The following is a 21,226-nucleotide window of genomic DNA, read 5'->3' on the forward strand; positions in this document are numbered from 1 at the left end:
CGGCGGCTGTTCAGCAGCGGGCAGCCGTCCCCCGAGCGCTCTCCGAGGCGCTGAAACGCCCACCCGAAATTCCGGGAGCGCCGGCGTTTCACGGCAGCGGCAGGCGGCCCCTCAGAGGCTGGTGTAGCCGCCGTCCACGAGGTAGTAGCCGCCGGTGGAGAACGATGCCTCATCCGAGAGCAGGAAGGCCACCATGTGGGCTACCTCCTCAGCGGTGCCCAGGCGGCCCAGCGGGTGCTTGGCGGCCAGGCCGTTCCTGGCTTCTTCGTCCAGGTTGTTCTCCAGCAGCGGTGTGGAAATGTATCCGGGTCCCACGCAGTTGATGCGCAGGCCCTGGGCACCGTACTCGGCCGCGGCGTTTTTGGTCAGTCCTACCACCCCGTGCTTGGCGGCTGTGTAGGCGCCACTCATTGGTGCGGCCACCATGCCGTGGATGGATGCCATGTTGACGATCGCGCTTTGCCGGGCACCGGCGTCGAGCATGGCCGGGATCTGGTACCGCATGCCGTAGAGGATTCCGCTGAGGTTGATGCTGATGACTTTGTCCCACTCGTCCAGGTCGAAGTCTCCGGCGGGGGCAGGCTTGCCGCCGATCCCGGCGTTGTTCACGGCGTAGTTGAGCTTGCCATAGGTGTCCACCGCAAACCGGACGGCCTTTTCGTTGTCTTCCTTGCTGGCCGTGTTGGCCTGGAACGCGGCCGCGGAGCCGCCTGCGCTGCCGATCTCGCCTGCCACGCGCTGCGCAGCCTCCAGGTTCAGGTCCACCACCACCACTTTGGCGCCCTTGGCTGCCAATTCCTTGGCCGTGGCCTCGCCGATCCCCGAGCCGCCGCCTGTGACCAGAGCTACCTTATCCGTGAACTGTGCCATGCTCATCCCTCGATCCAGAGCCAGGCGGTACCGTCTGGCTCGCTGGTAGTTGTTACGTGTTTGGTTCTAAGCGCCGGGGTATGGGGACACATACGCCCCGCCGGTTGTCTCGCGGGAGAAACACCGGCAGGGCGTGGGTGCGTGTTACTGGTTGGGGTCCGGGCTGCGGACATCGCGCTCGCCGATGTCCGCTGCGCCGAGCACGTCCGCTGCCGGGCTGTGGACGGGCGCGTGCTCCCGGACGCTCAGCTCAGGATGGTGCAGATCCAGCGCCGGACGTTCGGAGCGGATCCGGGGCAGGGACGTGAAGTTGTGCCGCGGCGGCGGGCAGGACGTGGCCCACTCGAGCGAGGCGCCGAAGCCCCAAGGATCGTCCACGGTGACCTTCTTGCCCCTCCGCCAGGTGATGTAGACGTTCCAGAAGAACGGGATCAGTGACGCCCCCAGCAGGTAGGAGCCGATGGTGGAGAACTGGTTCATGAAGGTGAACTGGTCCTCGGGCATGTAGTCCGCGTAGCGCCGGGGCATGCCTTCAACGCCCAGCCAGTGCTGGATGAGGAAGGTGCCGTGGAAGCCGAGGAACAGCATCCAGAAGTGGATCTTGCCCAGGCGTTCGTTGAGCATGGTCCCGGTGAACTTGGGCCACCAGAAGTAGAAGCCGGCGAACATGGCGAACACCACGGTGCCGAACACCACGTAGTGGAAGTGCGCCACCACGAAGTAGGTGTCCGATACGTGGAAGTCCAGCGGCGGAGAGGCCAGGATGATGCCGGTGAGGCCGCCGAAAAGGAACGTAATCAGGAAGCCGAGGCTCCACAGCATGGGCGTTTCGAACGTCAGCGAACCGCCCCACAAAGTGCCGATCCAGTTGAAGAACTTCACGCCCGTGGGAACCGCGATGAGCATGGTCATAAACGCGAAGAACGGCAGCAGCACTGCGCCGGTGACGTACATGTGGTGGGCCCACACGGTCACGGACAGGGCGGCGATGGCGATCGTTGCGTAGACCAGGCCCTTGTACCCGAAGATCGGCTTGCGGCTGAAGACCGGGAAGATCTCCGAGACGATGCCGAAGAACGGCAGCGCGATGATGTACACCTCGGGGTGGCCGAAGAACCAGAACAGGTGCTGCCAAAGGATGGCGCCGCCATTGGCCGGGTCATAGATGTGGGCGCCGAACTTCCGGTCAGCTCCCAAAGCGAACAGGGCGGCTGCCAGCGGCGGGAACGCCATCAGCACCAGGATGGATGTGACCAGGGCGTTCCACGTGAAGATCGGCATCCGCCACATGGTCAGCCCCGGGGCGCGCATGCAGACGATGGTGGTGATGAAGTTGACCGCACCGAGGATGGTGCCGAAACCGGACAGTGCCAGGCCGAACACCCACAGGTCCCCGCCGAGCCCGGGAGTGAAGGTGGTGTTGGAGAGCGGCGCGTAGGCAAACCAGCCGAAGGAGGCGGCGCCCTGCGGGGTGATGAAGCCGGAGGTTGCAATGATGGAGCCGAAGAGGAAGAACCAGAATGCCAGCGCGTTCAGCCGCGGGAAGGCGACGTCCGGGGCGCCGATCTGCAGGGGCATGATCACATTCGTGAAGCCGGCGAACAGCGGGGTGGCGAACATCAGCAGCATCGCGGTGCCGTGCATGGTGAAGAGCTGGTTGTACTGTTCCTTGGTCTGCAGGATCTGGAGGCCGGGCTCGAACAGCTCGGCACGGATCAGCAGCGCCATTACGCCCGCCAGGCAGAAGAACACAAACGAGACAATCAGGTACAGATAGCCGATCGTTTTATGGTCGGTGGTGGTCAGCCAGCTGACCACAATGCTGCCCTTGCCGCGTTTGACCGCTGCCGGTGCGGCGGTGGCAGACGTTGCGCCCATGTTCTGGCCGGTGGTGGTCATTACGGTTCCGTCCTTTGTTGTGCCTGCTCCAGGGCTGGCCTTGCCGGGTTCCGGTCATATTCATCGCCCCGGATGCCGGTGTTGCCCTTGGCCCGGAGTTCGGAAATGCGGTTGTTGTATTCCTGCTCGGTCACCACCCGTACTTTGAAAAGCATTTCGGAGTGGTATTCGCCGCAGAGTTCGGCGCATTTGCCGGTGTACTCGCCGGTACGGGTGGGAACGATGTCGATGTACCTGTTGTACTGGTTTTCACCGGGGTACAAGTCCCGTTTCTGCATGAACTCGACCACCCAGAACGAATGCTGGACATCGCGGGAGTTCAGCTGCAGTTCGACCTTTTTGTTGACCGGCAGGTAGAGGGTGGGAAGCCGGTCCGGCGTGCCCCAGTTGCCGTCGAGGTGGGCCTGCACGCCCGGGTCCTCATGGACGTCTTCCTTGACGTAGTTGAAGTCCCACGCCCACTGTTTGCCGCGGACGTCGATCACTACGTCCGGGTTCTCGAAGCGGTCGTCCATGGCCCGCTGGTCCCGGTCGGTAAAGACGAACAGGACCATGATGATCATCAGCGGCACGGAGAGGTAGAAGACTTCCAGCGGGAGGTTGTAGCTCATCTGCCGCGGGAAGCCCACCGTATTTTTGCGCCGGCGGTAGGCGATGATGCACCAGAGGATGAGTCCCCAGGTAATAGCGCCGATAATGATGGCGGCTATCCACGAATTAACCCAGAGGTCCGTGACCAGGGGGGTGTGATCCGTAGTGTCCCGTTCGCCCGGAAGCCAGCCCCTCTGGACTTCGGCGGAGCAGGAAGTCAACGCCAGCAGTGCTGGGACAGAGGATAAGGCGGCCCCGCGCCGCCATCTGGAAGTGTTGCGCCTAGGGGTGTTCACCGCGTGGTTCTCCTCCGGATCTGCTCCAGAGGCCCAACTGCATGAGCCCAAAGACCCATGGCTTACGGCCTGTGGGTTGTGAGCCCAGATTAGCGCGGAAAGGAGCCGCAAGAAAGGGTTCCGGATCAGTACACGGGGTAACCTTCACGCCCGGCCTCAGGCCGACTCGCTTCGAAGTTCCTCCGCGGCCATGGCCAGCAGGCTGCGCTGGAGGGAGGGGAGGGAAATCAGCCCCTCCACATAGGCCTGCACCTCATACTCTCCGGCCATGCCGCTCATGCTGAAGTACCGCAACCAGAGTTCAGCAACGGTGATGTCGGCTGCCAGCAGCATGTGGTTGAGCTGGCGGCGTTCCTCTTGCTCGTGCGGATCGTATCCCATGGCTGTCCCCTTGCCGTGGGCGGCCACCATCAGGCCACGGCGGGATAACTGTAAAGGATGTAGTCGGCGGCCGCGGCCCCGGTCATGTGCAGGCGGCAGTCGTTCGGATTCACGCCGCACCGGAGCATGCCGGCCCGGAAAGCCTGGTCCGATTTCGCCCGGAAGCCGTGCAGCGAGGCCCAACTGACGTACAGGCCATAGAGGCAATCGGGTCCCAGCGGGTGATCCGCCGAAGGGTCGGCAGTGGTGGCTTCATTAGGAACTGCTGGAAGTGGGTGGACGGCATTTCACGCTCTATCCGGTTCTGCACCATGTGCTACCGGCCTGCTCCAGCAGCTACTCCCGCAGCCTCCGCAGGAGGGCGGCAGGAGGACGGGAATGATCCCTGTCACACTTCCGAATTTACTCGCGGCGGGAGGGTATTTTCAAGCGCGCGGTCCGGTTGAGCCGGCTGCCGGCAGCCCGGGACGGAAAAGGATCCGCGGTTCGGAAACAAGGTCTTCCCACGGGTTGATAAGGGTGCTTATTATGTTCTTCATTCGGCGGCAAGCAGGGCCCGTCAGTGCGCAGTCCCTCTGGGCTGCGACCTATGGGAACTGGCTGAAAGGTCTTTATGCCCCTGAAATCCATATGCACCCATGCCCAACACTGTCCGCCCGATCGCCTTTCGGGCTGGCGCTACCCTGCAGTGTTGCGGGGCAGCTCGCAATCCAGCCCGACGGCGGGCGCGGCCTTTGGTGCCCGACGCCCCAGTTCCCGCTTGAGGCGCCAGGCGGCGCCGAGGCTGCAGTCGATTGAAAGTGAGCCCCTGCCATGCATGATCCCCTGATTGAGGCCATTCACGAGCACGAGCCCCTGAGTGATCCGTTGGAAGAGATCAACCTTCGGCTGGCCATAGCCGCCACGGACGTCGCGGAGTTGCGGGCCGAGATTGCCCGGCTGGACCGGGACCTGGAGGAGTCGCGCCGGCTGAACCGCAGGGCAGTGGAACTTCTGGGGTTCCTTTACAACCATCTGGAGGGCAATGGTGACGGCGGCGCAAAGTTGAGCCTGTCAGCCGACTTGGCCCGGATCGCCAATCTGGAAGGCTGAACGGCGTGCGCGAGTCGCTCCCAAAGGAACCCTCTGCGCGCATGGAATGAAACATGGTCAGCGGCTCTGACGGCATCCGGGCCGCTCTAGCCTCATTTGCCGTGCCCCATCCCGCCGACGGGAAGAGGGCTCCGCACTCTGTACCAGCGGCGGCCATCCCGGTACCGTAAAACAAGTAAGTGTGCTTATCAATAGGGTTGGCGACTTGGGGAAGCCAAGGGAAGGAGAACAGCATGACCCACATCCGGTCCATGATTGACGCATATCCCAAGGACCTCGGCGATATCGATGTCGCCACCCTGTCCGAGTGCATCAGCGCCTGCTACGAATGCGCCCAGTCGTGCACTGGCTGCGCGGACGCCTGCCTGGGCGAGGACATGGTGGCGGAGCTGGCTAAATGCATCCGGACAGACCTGGACTGCGCGGACATCTGCGCCACCACGGGAAAGGTGCTGTCTCGGCTCACCGGGTCCGACCGCACCATCACCCGGGCACTCGTGGAAGCCTGCCGGACCGCCTGCAAAGCCTGTGCGGAGGAATGCGAAAAGCACGCGGACATGCATGACCACTGCCAGATCTGCGCCGAAGCGTGCCGGCGCTGCGAACAGGCATGCGGCGCGCTGCTGGCCTCACTCACATGACGCTGTTGATTCTGACATAAGGAGTTGAACACCCATGAAACATGTACCCGAGAACAATGTCCCGCAGCACAGCGAACTTCCCCTGCCGGACTACGACCACTTGCCGGCGGGAACGCTGCCGTCGCGCATTTCCGGCCTGGAGGAGGCAGACGTAGCGCAGCTGATCACGTACGAGAAGGCCCACGGAAACCGGCTGCCCATCATGCAGATCCTGGAGAAGAGGCTCCACGACCTGCAGGGCGGCGCAGAGCCCCGCGGCCCACGGACGCCCAGCACCCCTGAGGTGAACACCGGCCAGCCTGACGCGCCGCAGACGGCCAACGTGCCGGGACCTCCCGTCAACCCGCCGTCCCAGGGGGTTCCAACCAACCCGGCCCAGCCACGGTAAACCGTGGAGCAGCACCACGGTTTGCGTGACCACGACGGCGGCCGGGAGCATCCCGACGAGGATCACGACGGCGGTTCGGACCTTCACGCCTTCGTCCGGTCGCGGCAGGGCGAGTTGGAAGGGCAGCTGGCGGAGTGGGTGCGCGTGCCCGGCGTGTTGGGAGTGCCGGAGCACGCGCAGGACCTGCTCCGCTCGGCCAATTGGCTGGCGGCGGCGTTCCGGGGCGTCGGTTTCCCCACGGTGGAAGTGCTGCCCACCGGGGAGTCGCATGCTGTTTACGCGGAATGGTGCGAGGCGCCCGGAGCCCCCACGGTCCTGGTCTACAGCCATCACGACGTCCGGGCCGCAAAGCCCGAGGAGTGGGACCAGACGGCCCCCTTCGAACCCGTAGTGCGCGACGGCAGGCTATATGGCCGCGGGAGCTCCGATGCCAAGGGGCAGGTCCTGGCCCACCTGTGGTCGGTGCGCGCGCACCTGCACCAACGCTCTCTCACTAATGGCCCCCAAAACCCGGACGCTCTCTCACTTAATGCGGCCAAAACCCAAACCCTCTCTCACTCCAGCGGGGTTTCGACAGGCTCAACCACCGGGGCAGGCTCAACCACCGGGGCGGGCTCAACCACCGCGCCCGCCGTCAACCTGAAGTACCTGGTCGAGGGCGAGGAGGAAGGCGGCTCGCCGCATCTGGCCAAGTTGCTGGAGGAGCAGGGGGACCGGTTGCGGGCCGACATGGTCCTCTTCTCCGACACCCTGCTGTGGCGCGAGGACCATCCCGCCGTCTGTGTGAGCCTGCGCGGCATGCTCTCCGCCAGCCTGAAAGTGTTCGGGCCGGAGCGGGATGTCCACAGCGGCGCCGTGTCCGGGAACGCACCCAATCCTGCCTTCGAGCTGGGCCGGCTGCTGGCGCTCCTGCACGATGGGGAGGGCCGCATTGCTGTTCCGGGTTTTTACGACGACGTCGAGCCGCTCCCGGAGGACCTGCGGCAGGCGCTCGCCGGGCTTCCCTTCAGCGAGGAGGACTGGCTGAAGCGGTCCGAATCCGGCGCGGTCACCGGTGAGCAGGGGTATACGGTGCTGGAGCGGCTGTGGCTGCGTCCCGCCGTCGAGGTCACGTCACTCATCGCCGGGGACCCTATCGGGGTTTCACGTGCCGCCGTGCCGGCCGTGGCCTCGGCGGACCTGAGCTTCCGGACCGTGCCCGGGCAGCGGGTGGAAAAGGTGGCGGAGCTGCTGCGGCAGTGGGTGGAGTCCACTATCGGGGACAGCTTCGGTCACACCTTCAGCGTGGACCTGGAGACAGCGCAGGAAGCGTACCGGACCCCGGACCATCCGGCGGTTTCCGCGCTGGAACGGGCCATGGGCCGGGGCTTCCAGTCCGCCGCCGTGGGCAGGATGGGCAACGCCGGCGGTGGTCCTGCCGAGCTGCTCGCCAGGGCCCTGGATGCTCCTGTCCTGTTTTTCGGTACCGGCCTGGTGGAGGACCACTGGCACGACAGCGACGAGAGCGCCAACCTTGCGGTCCTCGTGAACGGCGCAGTCACGCTTGCATGTTTCTGGGACGAACTGGCCCGGATGGAATGACAGAAGGACGACGGCGATGGACGGCTCAGGAGCGGAAAGCACCCCGGCGGCAACTGACGGCAGCCGCGGAGGCGAGCGCCGGCGTCGTACGTTTGGCATGGAGGAGGAACTGCTGCTGGTGAGTCCGGAGACGGGGGAGCCCGTGCCACTGGCCGCAGGGCTGCTGGAGGGCTACAAACGCCCGGCCGGTCCCGGCGGCGGACCGGTCCTCACGGCCGAATTCCAGCAGGAAATGATCGAGGTGGTCACCCCTCCACACGCCACCATGGCAACGCTCGAGGCGGACATCATCCTGGGGCGGGCCATGGCGGATGCAGAAGCGCGCAGGGTTGGGGTGCGGGCTGCGGCCCTGGGAACATCACCCCTGCCCACTGATCCCCATCCGGTGCAGCTGCGGCGTTTTATTGCCATGACCGAGGAATACGGGCTGACCGCCAGGGAACAGCTCACCTGCGGCTGCCATATCCACGTCGCAGTGGACTCGGACGATGAGGGCGTGGCAGTGCTGGACCGCATCCGCACCTGGCTACCGGTGCTAAGCACGCTCAGCGCGAATTCGCCGTTCTGGCACGGGCAGGACAGCGGTTATGCCAGCTACCGGGCGCAGGTGTGGAGCCGGTGGCCGTCCGCCGGGCCGCTGGATATCCTCGGCTCGCCGGAGGCGTACCACCAGCTGGTGCATGACATGGTGAGCACCGGCGTCCTGCTGGACGAAGGCATGGTGTATTTCGACGCGCGGCTGTCCCGGCATTACCCGACCGTTGAGATCCGGATTGCCGATGTGTGCCTGCGCCCGCGGAACGCTGTGCTGCTGGCAGGAATTGCGCGCGGGCTGGTGGAAACGGCCGCCCGGGAATGGCGGGCGGGCGTCCCGCCCGTAGCCGTACCCACAGAGCTCGTGCGGCTGGCCACCTGGAAAGCGAGCCGGTGGGGGCTGCGCGGGGAACTGCTGGACCCGCTGACGTTGCAACCCGCGCCCGCGCTTGCGGTGGTGAATGTGCTGCTGGACCACATCCGCGAGGCTTTGGAGGACATGGGCGACCTGGGCCGGGTGGAGGAACTGGTCGACGACGTGCTTGCCGTGGGCACCGGGGCGTCCCGGCAGCTGGAAGTGCTGCACCGCGCCGGGGAGCTTGAGGCCGTGGTGGCCGATGCTGCGGACTGCACGGTGTGGGTGCCGGCAGAGTAGGCGGGCAGACGAGGCGGGGCAAACAAAGCCCCGGTGGTTGAGCCTGTCGAAACCAGGTTTCGACAGGTTCAACCACCGGAATCCCGCTCAACCACCGGGGTGCGGAATTAGCTGTGTGAATAGGTGAGGCAGTCGGCGTTGTCCGCGCCGGGGCCCACACGGACTTCAGGCGCGTTGCACATCAGGTGGTCGTTGTGGACGCATTCGCTTCGCTGGCAGGCTCCGACGTCGGCGAGCACCTTGGGCAGGCCGCCGTGCATGCCGGTGTCGATGAATGTTGCGCACTGGGCGTGGTTTTCGGCGCCGCTGACGGTAATGGCTGCGGCGTTGCAGTTGGTGTGGTCATTGAAGGAACAGTTGGTTACGCTGCAGTCTGCGACGTGCGTTGTCATCTTTAAGACCCTCCGTACTTCGGCAGCCCGGGTTGGCCGTCCTGTGTTTTCCCACGGTAGGCGTGCAGGGCCTGATCAAAAAGACCCAATTGTTTGACGTAATTGCGTTGTGGATTGCCGCACCAGCGTATTGACACGATCCGCTGCCGGGCGCACTCTGATACCGCTGGGTGCCAGCGTTGGCACGGCACTGGTCCCCACCTGGGCCGGCCAACGAAGCCCGGGAGCGGTCTGGGCGCTCCGGATGAATAGTTCCAATAACTCCCTATCAGGAGAAGGAAATGGCCGGAGAAGCAGTAAAAACCCTGGAAGCAAAGTCATTCGACGATCCCGATGAGCGGCGCCGTCCGCCCAAGACCGCCGTCGATGTGGTTAACGTCGGGGACACCACCTTGGGCAGGTTTACCTTTGAGCCCGGCTGGCGTTGGTCCGAGACCATCAAGACCGTGGTGCATACGGACAGCTGCCAGGTCAATCACGTAGGAATCTGTGCGTCGGGAACACTGACAGTGCGAATGGATGACGGAACACAAAGCACGGTAAGCGCCGGCCACGCGTACACCATTCCTGCCGGCCATGACGCCTGGGTGGAAGGTGACCAGCCGTTCGTGGCCTACGAAATCATGAGTGCGGCTGTGTTTGCCAAGCCCGCCTAGGCGCACCATAAGGTCGGATGGATCGGAAGGGCTCATGCGTCCAGTTCCTCGAGAGGTTTCCAACCAGCCTGAAGCAGCCCGCGCCGGGGTGTCCAAAAAGCCCCGGCGCGGGCTGCGCCGTGCCGGGATCGCGGCCCTCGTCATCCTGGGACTGATCCTGCTCTCGACGGCGGTCAACCTGGTCCTGGAGCGGACCGAAAAGGCGAACACGCCCGCGTACGGCGAGCGCGTCGCCGTCGGAAGCGGTTCCCTGAACGTGTACCGGAACGGGCAGGAGGGCCAGCGGATCGTCCTCCTCAGTGGTCTGTCGACGCCGGCTCCTGCCCTCGATTTCCAGCCGCTGATCCGTGAGCTCAATGGTTTTGACGTGACTGTAGTGGAAGGGTTCGGGTACGGGTACAGCGACCCTGAAGCCAGCCCACGGACTAACGAGAACATCAGCAATGAACTCCACGAAGTGCTGGCCAAGCTCCAGGTGAAGCAGCCCTACGTGCTGGCCGGGCATTCGATCGCCGGTTTCTACATGCTTGATTACGCCAACCGGTACCGGGCGGAAGTGTCGGCCGTGGTGGGCATTGATGCCACTATCCCCAAGCCCGGAAATGAGCCGGTGCCGGAGCCCCAGCCCGAGTTCAACTGGCAACGGGCCCTGGCCGTCACGGGGGTGCTCCGCGCGGTGACCGCAGTGGCGCCCGGCATTACCGACCCGGACAGTAAGGCGTACACCGATGATGAGCTGCGGCGCATGCGGATGATGATGAACTGGAACTTCGGCAACCCGGCCGTGGTGGATGAGACGGCCCGGATCGGGAACAACTCCCAGGCCCTCCGGGGAGTGACGTACCCGGATGACCTGCCGGTGCTGGCCTTCGTCGCTGACGAGAAGACCGAGCATTCAGCCGACAAGACAGCCGCGGCGGAAAACCTCCTGAAGAATGTCCGGCGCCACGAGATCGTCACCCTGGAAGGAAATCATTATCTGCACTGGACACAGTCGCAGAGAATGGCAGAGACTATCCGAACGTTTCTAGGGGGCGGCGATGGATGATGCGGACCTGGACAAAGTCCGCGGGCTGTACGAGGGGTTGATTGATGCCTGGAACCAGCGGGATGCCCGGGGAATGGCAGACCTCTTCACGCAGCGCGGGCTCCAGATCGGGTTCGACGGCAGCACCGCCACCGGACCGGACCAGATCTTCGGGCACCTCGAGCCCATCTTCAAGGACCATGCGACGGCCACGTACGTCACCAAGGTGCGCGGACTGCGGCCGCTGGGACCCGGCGTCGTGCTGCTTACTGCCATCAGCGGGCTGGTTCCGCCGGGCCGGACGGACATCGCCCCGGCCACCAACGCGCATCAAACACTCGTGGCCGTGCTGGAAGAGGGCGTCTGGGGCATCGAACTGTTCCAGAACACGCCTGCCCAGTTCCACGGCAGGCCCGAGCTGGTCAACGCGATGACCGCGGAGCTGGAGCAGGTGCTTTCAGGTGGGCGGGCGTAGAGGGCCGGCGTAGAGCTGCCTTGGCGCATCGCCACGGCGCCGCGCGGCCAGTAGAATGCCTCCAACGTAAACGGGAATAACCAGCCGCTCCGCCGGGTTGTGTCGTGGTTCCAACAAGAACATCCAGAGCAATAAAGGAGAATCAGTGGCAGTTGATTACGATGCCCCGCGGCAGTCTGCCGAGGAAGAGCTCAGCGAACCGCTTGATGAGCTCAAGTCGGACAAGGCTGCGCCCAAGGCGGGTGTGATCGATCTCGACGAAACCGAGCTGGCGGACAGTTTTGAACTGCCCGGAGCGGACCTTTCGGGCGAAGAGCTGCAGGTGCAGGTGGTCCCCGTCCAGTCCGATGAATTCACCTGTATGTCGTGCTTCCTCGTCCACCACCGCAGCCAGCTGGCGCGCGAAAAGGACGGGAAGAAATACTGCACGGAGTGCGAAGGCTAGGCACGAGAGCCGCTAGGCGGGCCGCACCTTCACTGCGCCGAGAGTCCGGATCAGTGCGACGGCGGTGATCGAACCGGCCGCCATGATGGACGCCAGCACCACCACCTGGAAGCGGCCGGCCTCGAGCGGGGACGCGCCGCCGAAGATCGCTCCCACGAACGCACCGGGCAGGGTCACCAGGCCGGTGGTTTTGGTCTGGTCCGTGGAGGGGATCAGGGCCGCATGCACCGAGTTCCGCGCCTGCGTCAGCGTGGCCCGCCGTGCAGTGGCGCCGAGGGCCAGCCAGCCTTCCACCTGGTCCCACTGCTCCCGGACGGCCTCGTAGAACCGGTGCCCGGCAAGGACGGCGATGGTCATGCAGTTGCCGATCACAATGCCGCCCACAGCCAGGACGTACCGCGGCTCCAGTGCCACCGCCCCGGTGCCGAACACGACGCCGAGCGTCACCGCAATCCCCAGGGCCATGGTCCCTGCCACCACCAAAAACCGCGGCCCCGACCAGCCCAGCCTGCGGGTTGCCGTCACGGCAGCCACGCTGAACATCACCACCAGCGCGGCCGCCACCCACAGCGGATCGGTGATGATGCCGCCCAGCACCAGGCTGATGAGGGCCAGCTGGGCGGCCCCGCGGAGGATGGCCAGGGCCGGAGCCAGGTACTGGGGCGTGCGCGCGCCCCGGAGCACGGCCATGGTGAGAAGCATGAGGATGGCCACGGCCGCGAAGGTGGGTGCCAGGGCAGCGAGGAAGGCCATCAGCCCAGCCTACTCAGGGAGGGGCCGCTCAGGCAGGAATGCTCGGTGGCGGCGGAAGCGCCGCCCCTTCCGCCGCCCCTTCCGCCCCCTGACACCCGGCTGTAAGATGTGCACCGGAGAGCCGGGAAGCCTGGTCGGCCCACGTGCGGAAGCGCACGCGGCATGCCCCTGGCAACCGCCTTGGGTGTGATCGTTGCGACCCAGGAATGGACCCGGCCATGCACCCAGAATCATCCCCAGTAATCCACACCCGGCACCTCGTCAAAAGCTTCGGGCGTACCCCGGCGCTCACGGGCCTTGACCTCTCCGTGATGCCCGGCGAGGTCCACGGCTTCCTCGGTCCCAACGGTGCCGGAAAATCCACCACCCTGCGGATACTCCTGGGCCTGATCAAGCCCACCTCCGGAACAGCACGAGTGTTCGGCATTGACCCCTGGGCCGAACCTGTGCGGGCACACCGGGATATCGCCTACGTCCCGGGGGACGTGACGCTCTGGCCCAACCTCACCGGCGGGGAAGTGGTGGACCTGCTCGCCGGCCTGCGTGGCGGAGCCGACGAAGGGCTTCGGCGGCAACTGATGGATGAATTTGATTTCGATCCGCGAAAAAAGGCGCGGACCTATTCCAAGGGCAACCGGCAGAAGGCAGCGCTGATCGCCGCCTTTTCCCGGCCCGCCCGGCTCTACCTCCTGGATGAACCCAGCTCCGGCCTTGACCCGGTTATGGACGACGTCTTCCGCCGGCATGTCCGCAGGGTCAGTGCGGACGGGGCCACGGTGCTGCTGTCCAGCCACATCCTGGCGGAGGTGGAACAGTTGTGTGACAGGGTCACCATCATCCGCTCTGGAGCGGCCGTGGAATCCGGCACCCTCGCCGACCTGCGGCATCTGACCAGGACCCGCTTCCGCGTCACCGCAGCAGAGAACCCGGAAGGGGTGTCAACGCTGCAGGGCATCCATGACTTCCGCCGTGGCGGGTCAGCCATGGAGTTCGACGCCGATGCAGCGGACCTGGGGGCGGTCCTGCAAGCATTGGCAACAGCCGGCGTCACGGCCTTCACTGCCTCGCCCCCTTCCCTTGAGGAATTGTTTATGCGCCACTACGGCGGGCAGGCCACAGGATATGGGACCGGGCAGGCCAACAGGCGGCCGGGCCAGGCAAGCCTCGCAACCCCGGCCACCCCCGTCAACAGGGAAAGCCAGGTCCGGTGATGGGCGCCGTCGTCCGCCTGGCCCTGCTCCAGGGGCGCCGGGACCGTGGCGTTCTCGCGGCCTGGACCGTGGGCATCGCCGGGCTCGGATACGCCGCAGCCACCGCCGTGACTACGGAATTCGCTGGGGACACGGAGCGGGCCGCCCTGATGGGCGTGGCCGCTGCGAGTCCAGCTTTCCTGTTCCTTCGCGGGCTTCCCGACGGGATCAGCTCCGGGGCAGTCACCTTCTTCCAGGGCTATTCGTTCACCGCGGTGCTGGCCGGGCTCATGAGCACGTTCCTGGTGGTGCGCCACACCCGTGCCGATGAGGACCAGGGCCGCGCGGAGCTGGTGGGCGCTGCCCCTGTGAACCGGACGGCATCCCTTGGTGCCACCCTGATGCTGGGCGGCGGCGCCAACGCAGTTCTTGCCCTGGTGGTGGCGGCCGGGTTCGCCGGTGCCGGCCTGCCAGTGACGGGTTCCTTGCTCGCCGGTGCGGCTGTGGGGGCCGTTGGATTGTTCTTCACGGCCACAGCCGCCCTGGTGGCGCAGGCCATGCCCTCCGCCCGGAGCGCCAACGGGGTTGCGGCTGCACTGGTGGGCGCGGCCTATCTGCTGCGCGGGGCGGGGGATGCGCTGGGCACCGCGGATTCCCCGCTGCATGTAGTGGCCGCCTGGCCTTCGCTGTTCTCACCCATCGGGTGGGGCCAGCGGATCCGGCCGTTTACGGATGCCGACCCCCGTCCGCTTCTCGTCCTTGCCTCCGCGGCCCTCGTCCTGGCAGCCACCGCCGTGCTGCTGAGGAACCGCAGGGACCTGGGGGCCAGCTACATCCCTGCGAACGAATCAGGGGCGGCGCGGGCTCGTCCCGGCCTGGCCTCGTTTTTTGGGCTGGCCTGGCGCCTGCAACGCGGAACCGTGGCCGGCTGGTGCCTGACTGCTGCGGTGCTCGGTGTGGTGGCCGGCGGCCTGGGCCCGGTGGTACGGGACGCCCTGGCCGGAAACCCGTCCGTGGCCGAACTGATCAGCCGCGTGGTGCCGGGCGAAGCAAGCATGGTGGACCTGTTCACCACCGCGATGCTGGGGCTCGCCGGGATCATGGCTGCTGCCGCGGGCATCCAGGCCGTGCTGCGGCTTCGTGCGGAAGAGGCGGAAGGGCGGGCCGAGCTGCTCCTGGCCGCGCCGGCGTCGCGCGTCCGCTGGCTGGGCGGGTCACTTGCCATCGCAGCAATCTCGACGACGGCCATCGCCGCTGCTGCCGGAGCCTCCGCCGCCCTGGTGCTCGCCTTGGTCCAGGCCGGGGGAAGCAACCCCGGAACTGTGTTTGCCGGCGCCCTGGCCCACGTGCCCGCGGCGCTCGTATTCCCTGCTTTGACGGCACTGGTGTTCGCGATCCGGCCCCGATGGACCAGTGCTGTTGGTTGGGGCGCACTTGCCGTTGCGCTGGTCCTGGGACAGTTCGGCGAACTGCTGGGACTGCCTACCTGGCTCCAGGACCTGAGCCCGTTCCGGCATTCCTCCGCCATGCCCGTTGAGGCCTTCAACCGGGACGGCGCCCTGGTGATGGCCGCCGTCGTGCTTCTTGCTGCGGCCGCTGCGGCCCGCCTGGTGAAGGAGCGGGACATGAGCGTTTGACGGCGCGGGTTCAGGCGTGCGTTCCCGCCCAGTTCCTTCCACTTCCGGAACGGAAGGGGCCATTGTTTTCGCCCCCGCGCCGCTTAGCCCACGGAGGTAACTGGGAAGGAACGTACGACGGCGGCCCCTGCTTTGCGCTATCGGGTGGCGGCCAGGGGAGTGAGGACCATGTCGTCCGCCTTGGGCAGGGCATGCTTCAGGCGGTGCGCGGCTTCCCGGGTGACCTGTTCAGCGTCAGCCAGCGTGACGCCGTCGTCCATCACCAACGTGGCTGCGCCCTGTAGCCGGTGGCCGGACCAGCGCAGTTGCAGGCGCGGCACGGCCAGGACGCCCGGCGTTCCCTCGAGCGCCTTCTGTGCGGTGTCCACCAGGTCCGGCTCAATACCGTCCATAAGACGACGGCCGATGCTGCGCACCGTTCCGCACAACAGCACCAGGATGGCAGCGGAGATCAGGAGGCCAACAATGGGGTCGGCCAGGGGGAAGCCGAGCATCACGCCCACTGCGCCGAGCACCACCGCCAGGGACGTGAAACCGTCCGTGCGGGCGTGCACGCCGTCGGCCACGAGGGCGGCGGAGCCGATCCGGCGGCCCACCCGGATGCGGTAGATGGCCACCGCCTCGTTGCCGGCGAAGCCGATCAGGCCGGCGGCGAAGACCCACCAGAGGTTGGCCAGCGGCTGGGGGTTCAGCAGACGGTCCACCGACTGCCAGGCTGCAACGACGGCGGACAGGGCCACGACGGCAACGATGAACAGGCCCGCCAGGTCCTCCGCCCGGCCGAAGCCGTACGTGTAGCGGCGGGTGGCGGCGCGGCGGCCCAGGATGAACGCGACCCAGAGCGGCACCGCGGTGAGGGCATCGGAGAAGTTGTGGATGGTGTCGGCCAGAAGGGCCACGGAGCCGCTGACCAGCACCACCAGGAACTGCAGGATGGTGGTGGCGAGGAGCAGGAAGAGGCTGATCTTCAGCGCGCGGATACCTTCGACGCTGGCTTCCATGGCGTCGTCGATCGAGTCGGCGGCATCGTGCGTGTGGGGAACGAACAGTTCGAAGAGCCAGCCTTTGAAACCCCTGTGGTGATGGTGCCCGTCGTGGTCGTGGTCGTGCTCGTGGCCGTGGTCATGGGCGTGGTCGTCATCGTGGCTGTGCCCGTGGTCATGGCCGTGATCATGGGAATGGGAGTGCTCGTGATCGTGGGTGTGATCGTCGTCGTGGGAAGGCCCGGCCTCTGCGTGCTGATGAACGTGGTCCTGCCTGCTCATGATGCGGCCTTCCGTTCGCGGCGGTGGTGCGCCGGTTCTCCGCCAAGGGCGTGCTCGGCCTGGAAGATGGCATCCGCGACGAGCTGTCGCGCATGCTCGTTTTCCAGCCGGTACAAAACTTTGGTGCCGTCCTGGCGGGTGGAGACCATCCGGGCCAGGCGCATCTTGGCCAGGTGCTGGGAAACCGCGGCCGGTGATTTCCCCACCACGTCGGCCAGCGCACCCACTGCCATCTCGCCGTCGCGCAGGGCAAGGATGATGCGCACACGCGTGGCGTCGGCCAGCATCGCGAACACCTCAACGGCCAGCTCCACGTACTGGCTGTCGGCGCTGAGCGAGCAAGCACTATTATCTGCATTCATGCGCATATTCTGACATAGCTGCCCAGCGAAGCGACAATCCCCTGCAAGTAAGGCGGGCGGGTCCGGAATTCTGCAGGGCCAGCCCGTGCCGCCGCTGCCAAACCGGCCCGGTTATCCACGTGATTGCCGGCAAAGTGGCCGCTAAACCTGCAGAACGGGGCCAAAACCTGGGCCAGCGTGGAACGGGTCGAACGGCTGGAGGCGTTAGGGAAGTCCCTCATGGACCGCGAGATGACATTTGACGGCAATGGCAGGGACGGGGACTGCCGTGAACTGTCATCTCGGCGGAGGTGGTTGGGCAGAAGGAGGGCTACCCGATTGCGCATCCCGTCTTGCGCGACAGTCCGCCCGTATGCCTACTATCTAATTAGTAACCCTACTTACTAATTGATCCGGCTGGGCTTAAACAGCCAGCAGGATCCAGTGGAAGCGAGTGACGATGTCCGAGAACCAGTGGCCTGAGCCCTCTGCCGGAAGCCCTCTCGACCAGTACGGGAACACCCCGGCCGATGCTTCGGCGGAGCCGGAAACCTATGTCACCAAGAAAGATGCAGCAAAGGAGGAGACGTCGAAGGTTGCCGGGCAGGCGGCCGGTGCGGCCCGCAATGTGGCCCAGACCGCCAGGCTTGAGACCGGAAACGTCGTCACCGAGGCCAAGTCCAGCGCGCAGGGTCTGTTGCAGCAGGCAAAGGCGGGCGTGAGCAGCCAGGCCGGAGAGCAACAACGGAAGGCTGCCGATGGAATCCGCAGCATCTCCAGCCAACTGCACTCGATGGCGGATGCTCCGGCGGAACAGGGAGTGGCCAGCGACCTGGTCCGGCAGGCCGCCGGGAGGGCCACTTCGGTTGCCTCCTGGATTGAAAATAAGGAACCGTCGGCGCTGCTGGCTGACGTGCAGTCCTTCGCCCGCCGCAGGCCTAGAACGTTCCTGCTCCTGGCTGCCGGCGCCGGGATCCTCGCCGGCCGCGTGGCCCGCGGTTTGCAGGCAGGGGCCCCAACAGCACAGGCCGGAGTCCAGTCCATGGCTGGACAGACGGCCGGAACAAAAGCTCCGCCATGGGGCGCAGAACCGGTGTACCGGGACCAGGCTCCCACGCCCGCCACCTACGGCGAAACTATCTACGGCGAACCTGCCCGCCCCTCTTATTCGGGGACCGAAGCGGGCGGCGTGCCGCTGAAGGATCCGGACGACCCGTTCAGCGAGGTCCGGGCTTCAGAGCGACAGCCGTAACCTGCACGAAAAAACCAGGCCCCGACCAAAGGACCAGTCTTGTGAAGAAACTCCTGTTCGCCTTGCTCCCCACCATCATCAGCCGGATCCTGCAGGCGCGGAAAGCCAGGCAGATGAGCACCGCCCAGTCCCGCCCGCCGCGTAACCGCTAGGGAACACCAGGGGCCAGTGCGTTCCTTCCCGGTTACTCCCGCAAGCCGGGCCGCCAGGGCCGGGACACGCCGTCGTGCACGGCGCGGCGTCCCTAGGCCCGGAAAGTAACCGGGCGGGAATGCACAGCGGGCACAACAGCGGGCGAGCGCCGGCGCTTCATCCGTTTCTCCACGAACCCCATGGCCCGCGTGGCCAGGATCCAGTAGAGGACCCCGCAGGCCAGGGACGCCAGCACGGCCAGGCCCTTGCTGTACGGATCAACCAGCGGATACACCAGCCAGTGCGTCACGTAGATGTGCAGGGAAGCGCTGGCCAGCAGGGCGGTAATCCGGTGCAGCCCGCGGGGAACGTGCAGGGTGGGCAGCCAGAGCAGGATGAGGCAGCCGGCCAGGATGGTGGCGCTGCGGTAGGGGTTGTCGAAAGACTCGGGAACCACCAGGAATGCCACCGCCGTCACGGCCGCCCTGTGCCATAGCGTTCTGGACGTGGCAGCGGCCCAGCCCAGCCCGAACAGCCACAGCACTGGACCCTGGCCCGGATAGTGGCTGTCCACGAGCCCAAAAAACAGCGGCATATCAACCGCCACCAGGGCCATCCCGAACGCCCACGGCCACCGGCGCACTGCCCGGTCAACGGCCGGGATGGCCAGCACCGCGGCAAGGCCCAGGAGGATGTGGACCAGGATCTCCACAAACCAGAAACGCGAGTAGTCGCTCCACCCCGGCGGGCCCAGCAGCGGGTTCAGCAGGAACACGTTGTACCAGGCGTATTTGTCCGTGATGGCGAACGCAAGGGCGATGACCGCCACACTGGGCACCACAATCCGCGCGATGCTGCGCAGGTGCCGCCGCAGCCGAGCCGTGCGCTCCCCGGACAACTGGAATCGGGCAAAGTTGTAGCCGGCCAGGGCCATGAGGACGTGCGCCGTGCCGGTCCAGTGGAAGAAACCGATGTGGGTGGAGACGATAAAGATGATGGCCACGGCGCGGAGCACGATCCCCGTCTCCATCGGCGCGAGCACCTTCCGCCGCCAGGCACCAAGCCCCCTCGGCTTCTTCGAAGGATTGCCCGACGGCGGCACCTGGCCGGGCGATGCGTGCGGCGCCGGGGCGAGCTCGCACACCGGCATCAGGTGCCAGCCCTGCGGAAGGTAGCCGAGCGCCTGCTCCAGCCGGAGGGACGCCGCCACGTAGGAGAGCGAGTCGCCGCCGAGGGACACGAACGTGTCGGTATCGGCAACGTCGTCCTGCTCCAGCACCTCGGCGAAGATGCGGCGCACATCGGTGGAGCTCGCGTTCGTGGCCAAGGCGGCGCCGTCATCGTCCGCTCTTTCAGAGGCGAGGGCGGCCACGGCGGGGTAGTCCGGCTTCCCGTTGCTGAGGCGCGGAATGGCCTCCACAGGATAAAGTTCGACGGCGGCGCGCGGCAGGCCCAGGTCCTGCGCCAGGGTTTTGGCGATGAGGGCGAGGTCGTGGTCGCCTTCGACGGCGGCCACCACGGCGTCGTCGGTGCCGGCAGCGGCAGCGGTCATGCCGAGATCGGCCAGGATCTTTTCCACCTGCCCCAGGTCCACCCGGAGGCCCACAATCTTCACGAACCGGCTGCGACGGCCAACAATCTCGTAGAGGCCGCTGGCGCCGCGGCGGGCGAGGTCGCCGGTACGAAGCTCGGTGACCACCCGCCCCAGGGCAAGGTCCTCGGGCTGCTCGGCGTACCCCAGCATCACGTTCGGCCCGGAGTACACCAGCTCTGAGGCGTCCAGTCCGGGGACGGGCTCCAGCCGGAAGGACCCGCCGGGCACGGGCACGCCGATGGCCTGCGGATGCTCAGCAGCGTGGTCGGGCGGGAGGTAGGCCATGCGCGCCGTCGCCTCGGTCTGGCCGTACATCACAAACAGGTCCCACCCCTGCTGTCGGCCCAGCTCGGCGTAGGAGCGCACGCGGTCGGGAGCGAGCCGGCCGCCCGCCTGGGTGATGTAGCGCAGGCTGGGCACGTCCATGTCCGCCAAGCCCACGCGGTCCAGGAGGTCGAACGTGTAGGGCACCGCGGCGAAGGACGTCACCTTCTCAGTTCTGACGAGGTCCCAGAAGCAGGGATCCACCACTGAAAGATCCGTCAGCGCCAGGGTGGCACCCACCAGGAGGTGGCTGTTGACCACGCTCATCCCGTAGCAGTAGGAGAGAGGGAGTGTGGTGGCGGCGGTGTCGCTCGGCCGCAGCTGCAGGTACTCGGCGATCGCGGCGGCATTGGCCTGGATACTGCCGGCGGACAGGCGCACCAGTTTGGGTGAACCGGTTGATCCTGACGTGCTGAGCAGCAGCGCCAGGTCCGGATGCAAATCGTGCGCGGTGCCCTCGCGGCGCACGTCCAGGACCGCTTCGCCGGAGGATGCCCGCACCACAACGTCGGGGTTGTAGGCCGCGATCAGGGCATCGGCAGCCGCGCCGCCGGAGGGCAGGACCAGCAGCGGGTTCCCGGCAGCGAGGGCGGCGAGGTAGGCCACGAGCGACGGCAGGCTGTTCTCGGCCTCCAGTGCAACCAGGCGCCGGCCTTCGCCGAATGAGTGGACCATGTCCTCCACCCGGCGGGCGAGCTCGCGGTAGCTTAGTGATTCGGTCTGGGTACTGACGGCGGTGCGGTCTCCAAAGCGGGCCAGGGTGGCGGCAAAGGAGACGCCGGCGAGCTCTGTCTGTAACGTCACCGGTGCACCTT

General features: G+C 66.2%; 21 protein-coding genes. 12 read left to right on the forward strand and 9 right to left on the reverse strand.

Features of this window, described 5'->3' with window-relative positions; translation table 11 throughout:
* Nucleotides 1–111: 111 nt before the first annotated feature.
* The 4 genes from QRN11_RS02460 to QRN11_RS02475 form a co-directional block, all read right to left on the reverse strand.
* The gene (locus tag QRN11_RS02460; protein ID WP_285249984.1) at nucleotides 112–870 is read right to left on the reverse strand and encodes an SDR family NAD(P)-dependent oxidoreductase; all 759 of its coding nucleotides are present in this window, start codon (nucleotides 868–870) and stop codon (nucleotides 112–114) included.
* 144 nt (nucleotides 871–1,014) lie between these two features.
* Complete coding sequence (gene ctaD / locus QRN11_RS02465) at nucleotides 1,015–2,769, reverse strand: aa3-type cytochrome oxidase subunit I (RefSeq protein WP_370455787.1); 1,755 nt, start codon at nucleotides 2,767–2,769, stop codon at nucleotides 1,015–1,017.
* Entirely contained in the window at nucleotides 2,769–3,656 is an 888-nt protein-coding gene (gene ctaC / locus QRN11_RS02470; RefSeq protein ID WP_502935001.1) for an aa3-type cytochrome oxidase subunit II, read from the reverse strand. The genes ctaD and ctaC overlap by 1 nt, the downstream gene beginning before the upstream one ends.
* Before the next feature lie 156 nt (nucleotides 3,657–3,812).
* Nucleotides 3,813–4,037: a hypothetical protein gene (locus QRN11_RS02475; RefSeq protein ID WP_139204881.1), complete on the reverse strand. Its 225-nt coding sequence runs from the start codon at nucleotides 4,035–4,037 to the stop codon at nucleotides 3,813–3,815.
* A gap of 813 nt (nucleotides 4,038–4,850) precedes the next feature.
* Here QRN11_RS02475 and QRN11_RS02480 point away from each other — a divergent pair.
* The 5 genes from QRN11_RS02480 to QRN11_RS02500 all read left to right on the forward strand — a co-directional run bounded on the left by QRN11_RS02480 (nucleotide 4,851) and on the right by QRN11_RS02500 (nucleotide 8,928).
* Nucleotides 4,851–5,129 (forward strand): hypothetical protein, encoded by a 279-nt coding sequence (locus tag QRN11_RS02480; protein ID WP_285249731.1) that lies wholly within the window; start codon nucleotides 4,851–4,853, stop codon nucleotides 5,127–5,129.
* Nucleotides 5,130–5,362: 233 nt separating this feature from the next.
* A complete protein-coding gene (locus QRN11_RS02485) occupies nucleotides 5,363–5,770 on the forward strand; it encodes a four-helix bundle copper-binding protein (RefSeq protein ID WP_285249732.1) in 408 nt (135 codons plus the stop codon).
* A gap of 34 nt (nucleotides 5,771–5,804) precedes the next feature.
* Complete coding sequence (locus tag QRN11_RS02490) at nucleotides 5,805–6,158, forward strand: DUF8129 domain-containing protein (protein WP_142057061.1); 354 nt, start codon at nucleotides 5,805–5,807, stop codon at nucleotides 6,156–6,158.
* 3 nt (nucleotides 6,159–6,161) lie between these two features.
* Complete coding sequence (locus QRN11_RS02495; protein ID WP_285249733.1) at nucleotides 6,162–7,739, forward strand: M20/M25/M40 family metallo-hydrolase; 1,578 nt, start codon at nucleotides 6,162–6,164, stop codon at nucleotides 7,737–7,739.
* Between the two features lie 16 nt (nucleotides 7,740–7,755).
* The gene (locus QRN11_RS02500) at nucleotides 7,756–8,928 is read left to right on the forward strand and encodes a carboxylate-amine ligase (RefSeq protein ID WP_285249734.1); all 1,173 of its coding nucleotides are present in this window, start codon (nucleotides 7,756–7,758) and stop codon (nucleotides 8,926–8,928) included.
* A 107-nt stretch (nucleotides 8,929–9,035) separates the two neighbouring features.
* Here QRN11_RS02500 and QRN11_RS02505 read toward each other — a convergent pair whose 3' ends face one another.
* On the reverse strand, nucleotides 9,036–9,320 hold the full coding sequence (locus tag QRN11_RS02505) for a DUF1540 domain-containing protein (RefSeq protein ID WP_091416783.1): 285 nt from the start codon (nucleotides 9,318–9,320) through the stop codon (nucleotides 9,036–9,038).
* A 281-nt stretch (nucleotides 9,321–9,601) separates the two neighbouring features.
* Here QRN11_RS02505 and QRN11_RS02510 point away from each other — a divergent pair, with 281 nt between their 5' ends.
* The 4 genes from QRN11_RS02510 to QRN11_RS02525 all read left to right on the forward strand — a co-directional run bounded on the left by QRN11_RS02510 (nucleotide 9,602) and on the right by QRN11_RS02525 (nucleotide 11,923).
* Nucleotides 9,602–9,976 (forward strand): cupin domain-containing protein, encoded by a 375-nt coding sequence (locus QRN11_RS02510; RefSeq protein ID WP_142057055.1) that lies wholly within the window; start codon nucleotides 9,602–9,604, stop codon nucleotides 9,974–9,976.
* 34 nt (nucleotides 9,977–10,010) lie between these two features.
* On the forward strand, nucleotides 10,011–11,024 hold the full coding sequence (locus QRN11_RS02515; RefSeq protein WP_285249735.1) for an alpha/beta fold hydrolase: 1,014 nt from the start codon (nucleotides 10,011–10,013) through the stop codon (nucleotides 11,022–11,024).
* Nucleotides 11,017–11,478: an SgcJ/EcaC family oxidoreductase gene (locus QRN11_RS02520; RefSeq protein ID WP_285249736.1), complete on the forward strand. Its 462-nt coding sequence runs from the start codon at nucleotides 11,017–11,019 to the stop codon at nucleotides 11,476–11,478. The genes QRN11_RS02515 and QRN11_RS02520 overlap by 8 nt, the downstream gene beginning before the upstream one ends.
* Nucleotides 11,479–11,623: 145 nt before the next feature.
* Nucleotides 11,624–11,923 (forward strand): DUF4193 domain-containing protein, encoded by a 300-nt coding sequence (locus tag QRN11_RS02525; protein ID WP_091416764.1) that lies wholly within the window; start codon nucleotides 11,624–11,626, stop codon nucleotides 11,921–11,923.
* Between the two features lie 12 nt (nucleotides 11,924–11,935).
* Here the strand turns inward: QRN11_RS02525 and QRN11_RS02530 are convergent, their stop codons facing one another.
* The gene (locus QRN11_RS02530) at nucleotides 11,936–12,676 is read right to left on the reverse strand and encodes an ABC transporter permease (RefSeq protein ID WP_285249737.1); all 741 of its coding nucleotides are present in this window, start codon (nucleotides 12,674–12,676) and stop codon (nucleotides 11,936–11,938) included.
* A gap of 218 nt (nucleotides 12,677–12,894) precedes the next feature.
* On the opposite strand from QRN11_RS02530, the gene QRN11_RS02535 reads away from it, so the two are divergent.
* Both QRN11_RS02535 and QRN11_RS02540 read left to right on the forward strand, forming a co-directional pair.
* The gene (locus QRN11_RS02535; RefSeq protein ID WP_285249738.1) at nucleotides 12,895–13,887 is read left to right on the forward strand and encodes an ABC transporter ATP-binding protein; all 993 of its coding nucleotides are present in this window, start codon (nucleotides 12,895–12,897) and stop codon (nucleotides 13,885–13,887) included.
* Nucleotides 13,887–15,503, forward strand: coding sequence for an ABC transporter permease (locus QRN11_RS02540; RefSeq protein WP_285249739.1), 1,617 nt, complete (start codon nucleotides 13,887–13,889; stop codon nucleotides 15,501–15,503). Before QRN11_RS02535 ends, QRN11_RS02540 begins: the two co-directional genes overlap by 1 nt.
* A gap of 137 nt (nucleotides 15,504–15,640) precedes the next feature.
* On the opposite strand, the gene QRN11_RS02545 is transcribed toward QRN11_RS02540, so the two are convergent.
* Nucleotides 15,641–16,768 (reverse strand): cation diffusion facilitator family transporter, encoded by a 1,128-nt coding sequence (locus tag QRN11_RS02545; RefSeq protein WP_285249740.1) that lies wholly within the window; start codon nucleotides 16,766–16,768, stop codon nucleotides 15,641–15,643.
* Nucleotides 16,765–17,130, reverse strand: coding sequence for an ArsR/SmtB family transcription factor (locus tag QRN11_RS02550; protein WP_091416751.1), 366 nt, complete (start codon nucleotides 17,128–17,130; stop codon nucleotides 16,765–16,767). Before QRN11_RS02550 ends, QRN11_RS02545 begins: the two co-directional genes overlap by 4 nt.
* 439 nt (nucleotides 17,131–17,569) lie before the next feature.
* Here QRN11_RS02550 and QRN11_RS02555 point away from each other — a divergent pair, with 439 nt between their 5' ends.
* Complete coding sequence (locus QRN11_RS02555) at nucleotides 17,570–18,361, forward strand: hypothetical protein (protein WP_285249741.1); 792 nt, start codon at nucleotides 17,570–17,572, stop codon at nucleotides 18,359–18,361.
* Between the two features lie 244 nt (nucleotides 18,362–18,605).
* Here QRN11_RS02555 and QRN11_RS02560 read toward each other — a convergent pair whose 3' ends face one another.
* Nucleotides 18,606–21,215: an AMP-binding protein gene (locus tag QRN11_RS02560; RefSeq protein WP_285249742.1), complete on the reverse strand. Its 2,610-nt coding sequence runs from the start codon at nucleotides 21,213–21,215 to the stop codon at nucleotides 18,606–18,608.
* Between the last annotated feature and the right edge of the window lie 11 nt (nucleotides 21,216–21,226).

Origin of the sequence: Pseudarthrobacter sp. fls2-241-R2A-168, from assembly GCF_030209335.1 — a bacterium.
GTDB lineage: Bacteria > Actinomycetota > Actinomycetes > Actinomycetales > Micrococcaceae > Arthrobacter.

Bases quoted from the DNA above. Each gene is read 5' to 3' on its own strand.
- QRN11_RS02460 (WP_285249984.1), bottom strand. From the start codon at position 870: ATGGCACAGTTCACGGATAAGGTAGCTCTGGTCACAGGCGGCGGCTCG.
- ctaD (WP_370455787.1), bottom strand. From the start codon at position 2,769: ATGACCACCACCGGCCAGAACATGGGCGCAACGTCTGCCACCGCCGCA.
- QRN11_RS02475 (WP_139204881.1), bottom strand. From the start codon at position 4,037: ATGGGATACGATCCGCACGAGCAAGAGGAACGCCGCCAGCTCAACCAC.
- QRN11_RS02480 (WP_285249731.1), top strand. From the start codon at position 4,851: ATGCATGATCCCCTGATTGAGGCCATTCACGAGCACGAGCCCCTGAGT.
- QRN11_RS02485 (WP_285249732.1), top strand. From the start codon at position 5,363: ATGACCCACATCCGGTCCATGATTGACGCATATCCCAAGGACCTCGGC.
- QRN11_RS02490 (WP_142057061.1), top strand. From the start codon at position 5,805: ATGAAACATGTACCCGAGAACAATGTCCCGCAGCACAGCGAACTTCCC.
- QRN11_RS02500 (WP_285249734.1), top strand. From the start codon at position 7,756: ATGGACGGCTCAGGAGCGGAAAGCACCCCGGCGGCAACTGACGGCAGC.
- QRN11_RS02505 (WP_091416783.1), bottom strand. From the start codon at position 9,320: ATGACAACGCACGTCGCAGACTGCAGCGTAACCAACTGTTCCTTCAAT.
- QRN11_RS02510 (WP_142057055.1), top strand. From the start codon at position 9,602: ATGGCCGGAGAAGCAGTAAAAACCCTGGAAGCAAAGTCATTCGACGAT.
- QRN11_RS02515 (WP_285249735.1), top strand. From the start codon at position 10,011: ATGCGTCCAGTTCCTCGAGAGGTTTCCAACCAGCCTGAAGCAGCCCGC.
- QRN11_RS02520 (WP_285249736.1), top strand. From the start codon at position 11,017: ATGGATGATGCGGACCTGGACAAAGTCCGCGGGCTGTACGAGGGGTTG.
- QRN11_RS02530 (WP_285249737.1), bottom strand. From the start codon at position 12,676: ATGGCCTTCCTCGCTGCCCTGGCACCCACCTTCGCGGCCGTGGCCATC.
- QRN11_RS02535 (WP_285249738.1), top strand. From the start codon at position 12,895: ATGCACCCAGAATCATCCCCAGTAATCCACACCCGGCACCTCGTCAAA.
- QRN11_RS02540 (WP_285249739.1), top strand. From the start codon at position 13,887: ATGGGCGCCGTCGTCCGCCTGGCCCTGCTCCAGGGGCGCCGGGACCGT.
- QRN11_RS02545 (WP_285249740.1), bottom strand. From the start codon at position 16,768: ATGAGCAGGCAGGACCACGTTCATCAGCACGCAGAGGCCGGGCCTTCC.
- QRN11_RS02550 (WP_091416751.1), bottom strand. From the start codon at position 17,130: ATGAATGCAGATAATAGTGCTTGCTCGCTCAGCGCCGACAGCCAGTAC.
- QRN11_RS02555 (WP_285249741.1), top strand. From the start codon at position 17,570: ATGTCCGAGAACCAGTGGCCTGAGCCCTCTGCCGGAAGCCCTCTCGAC.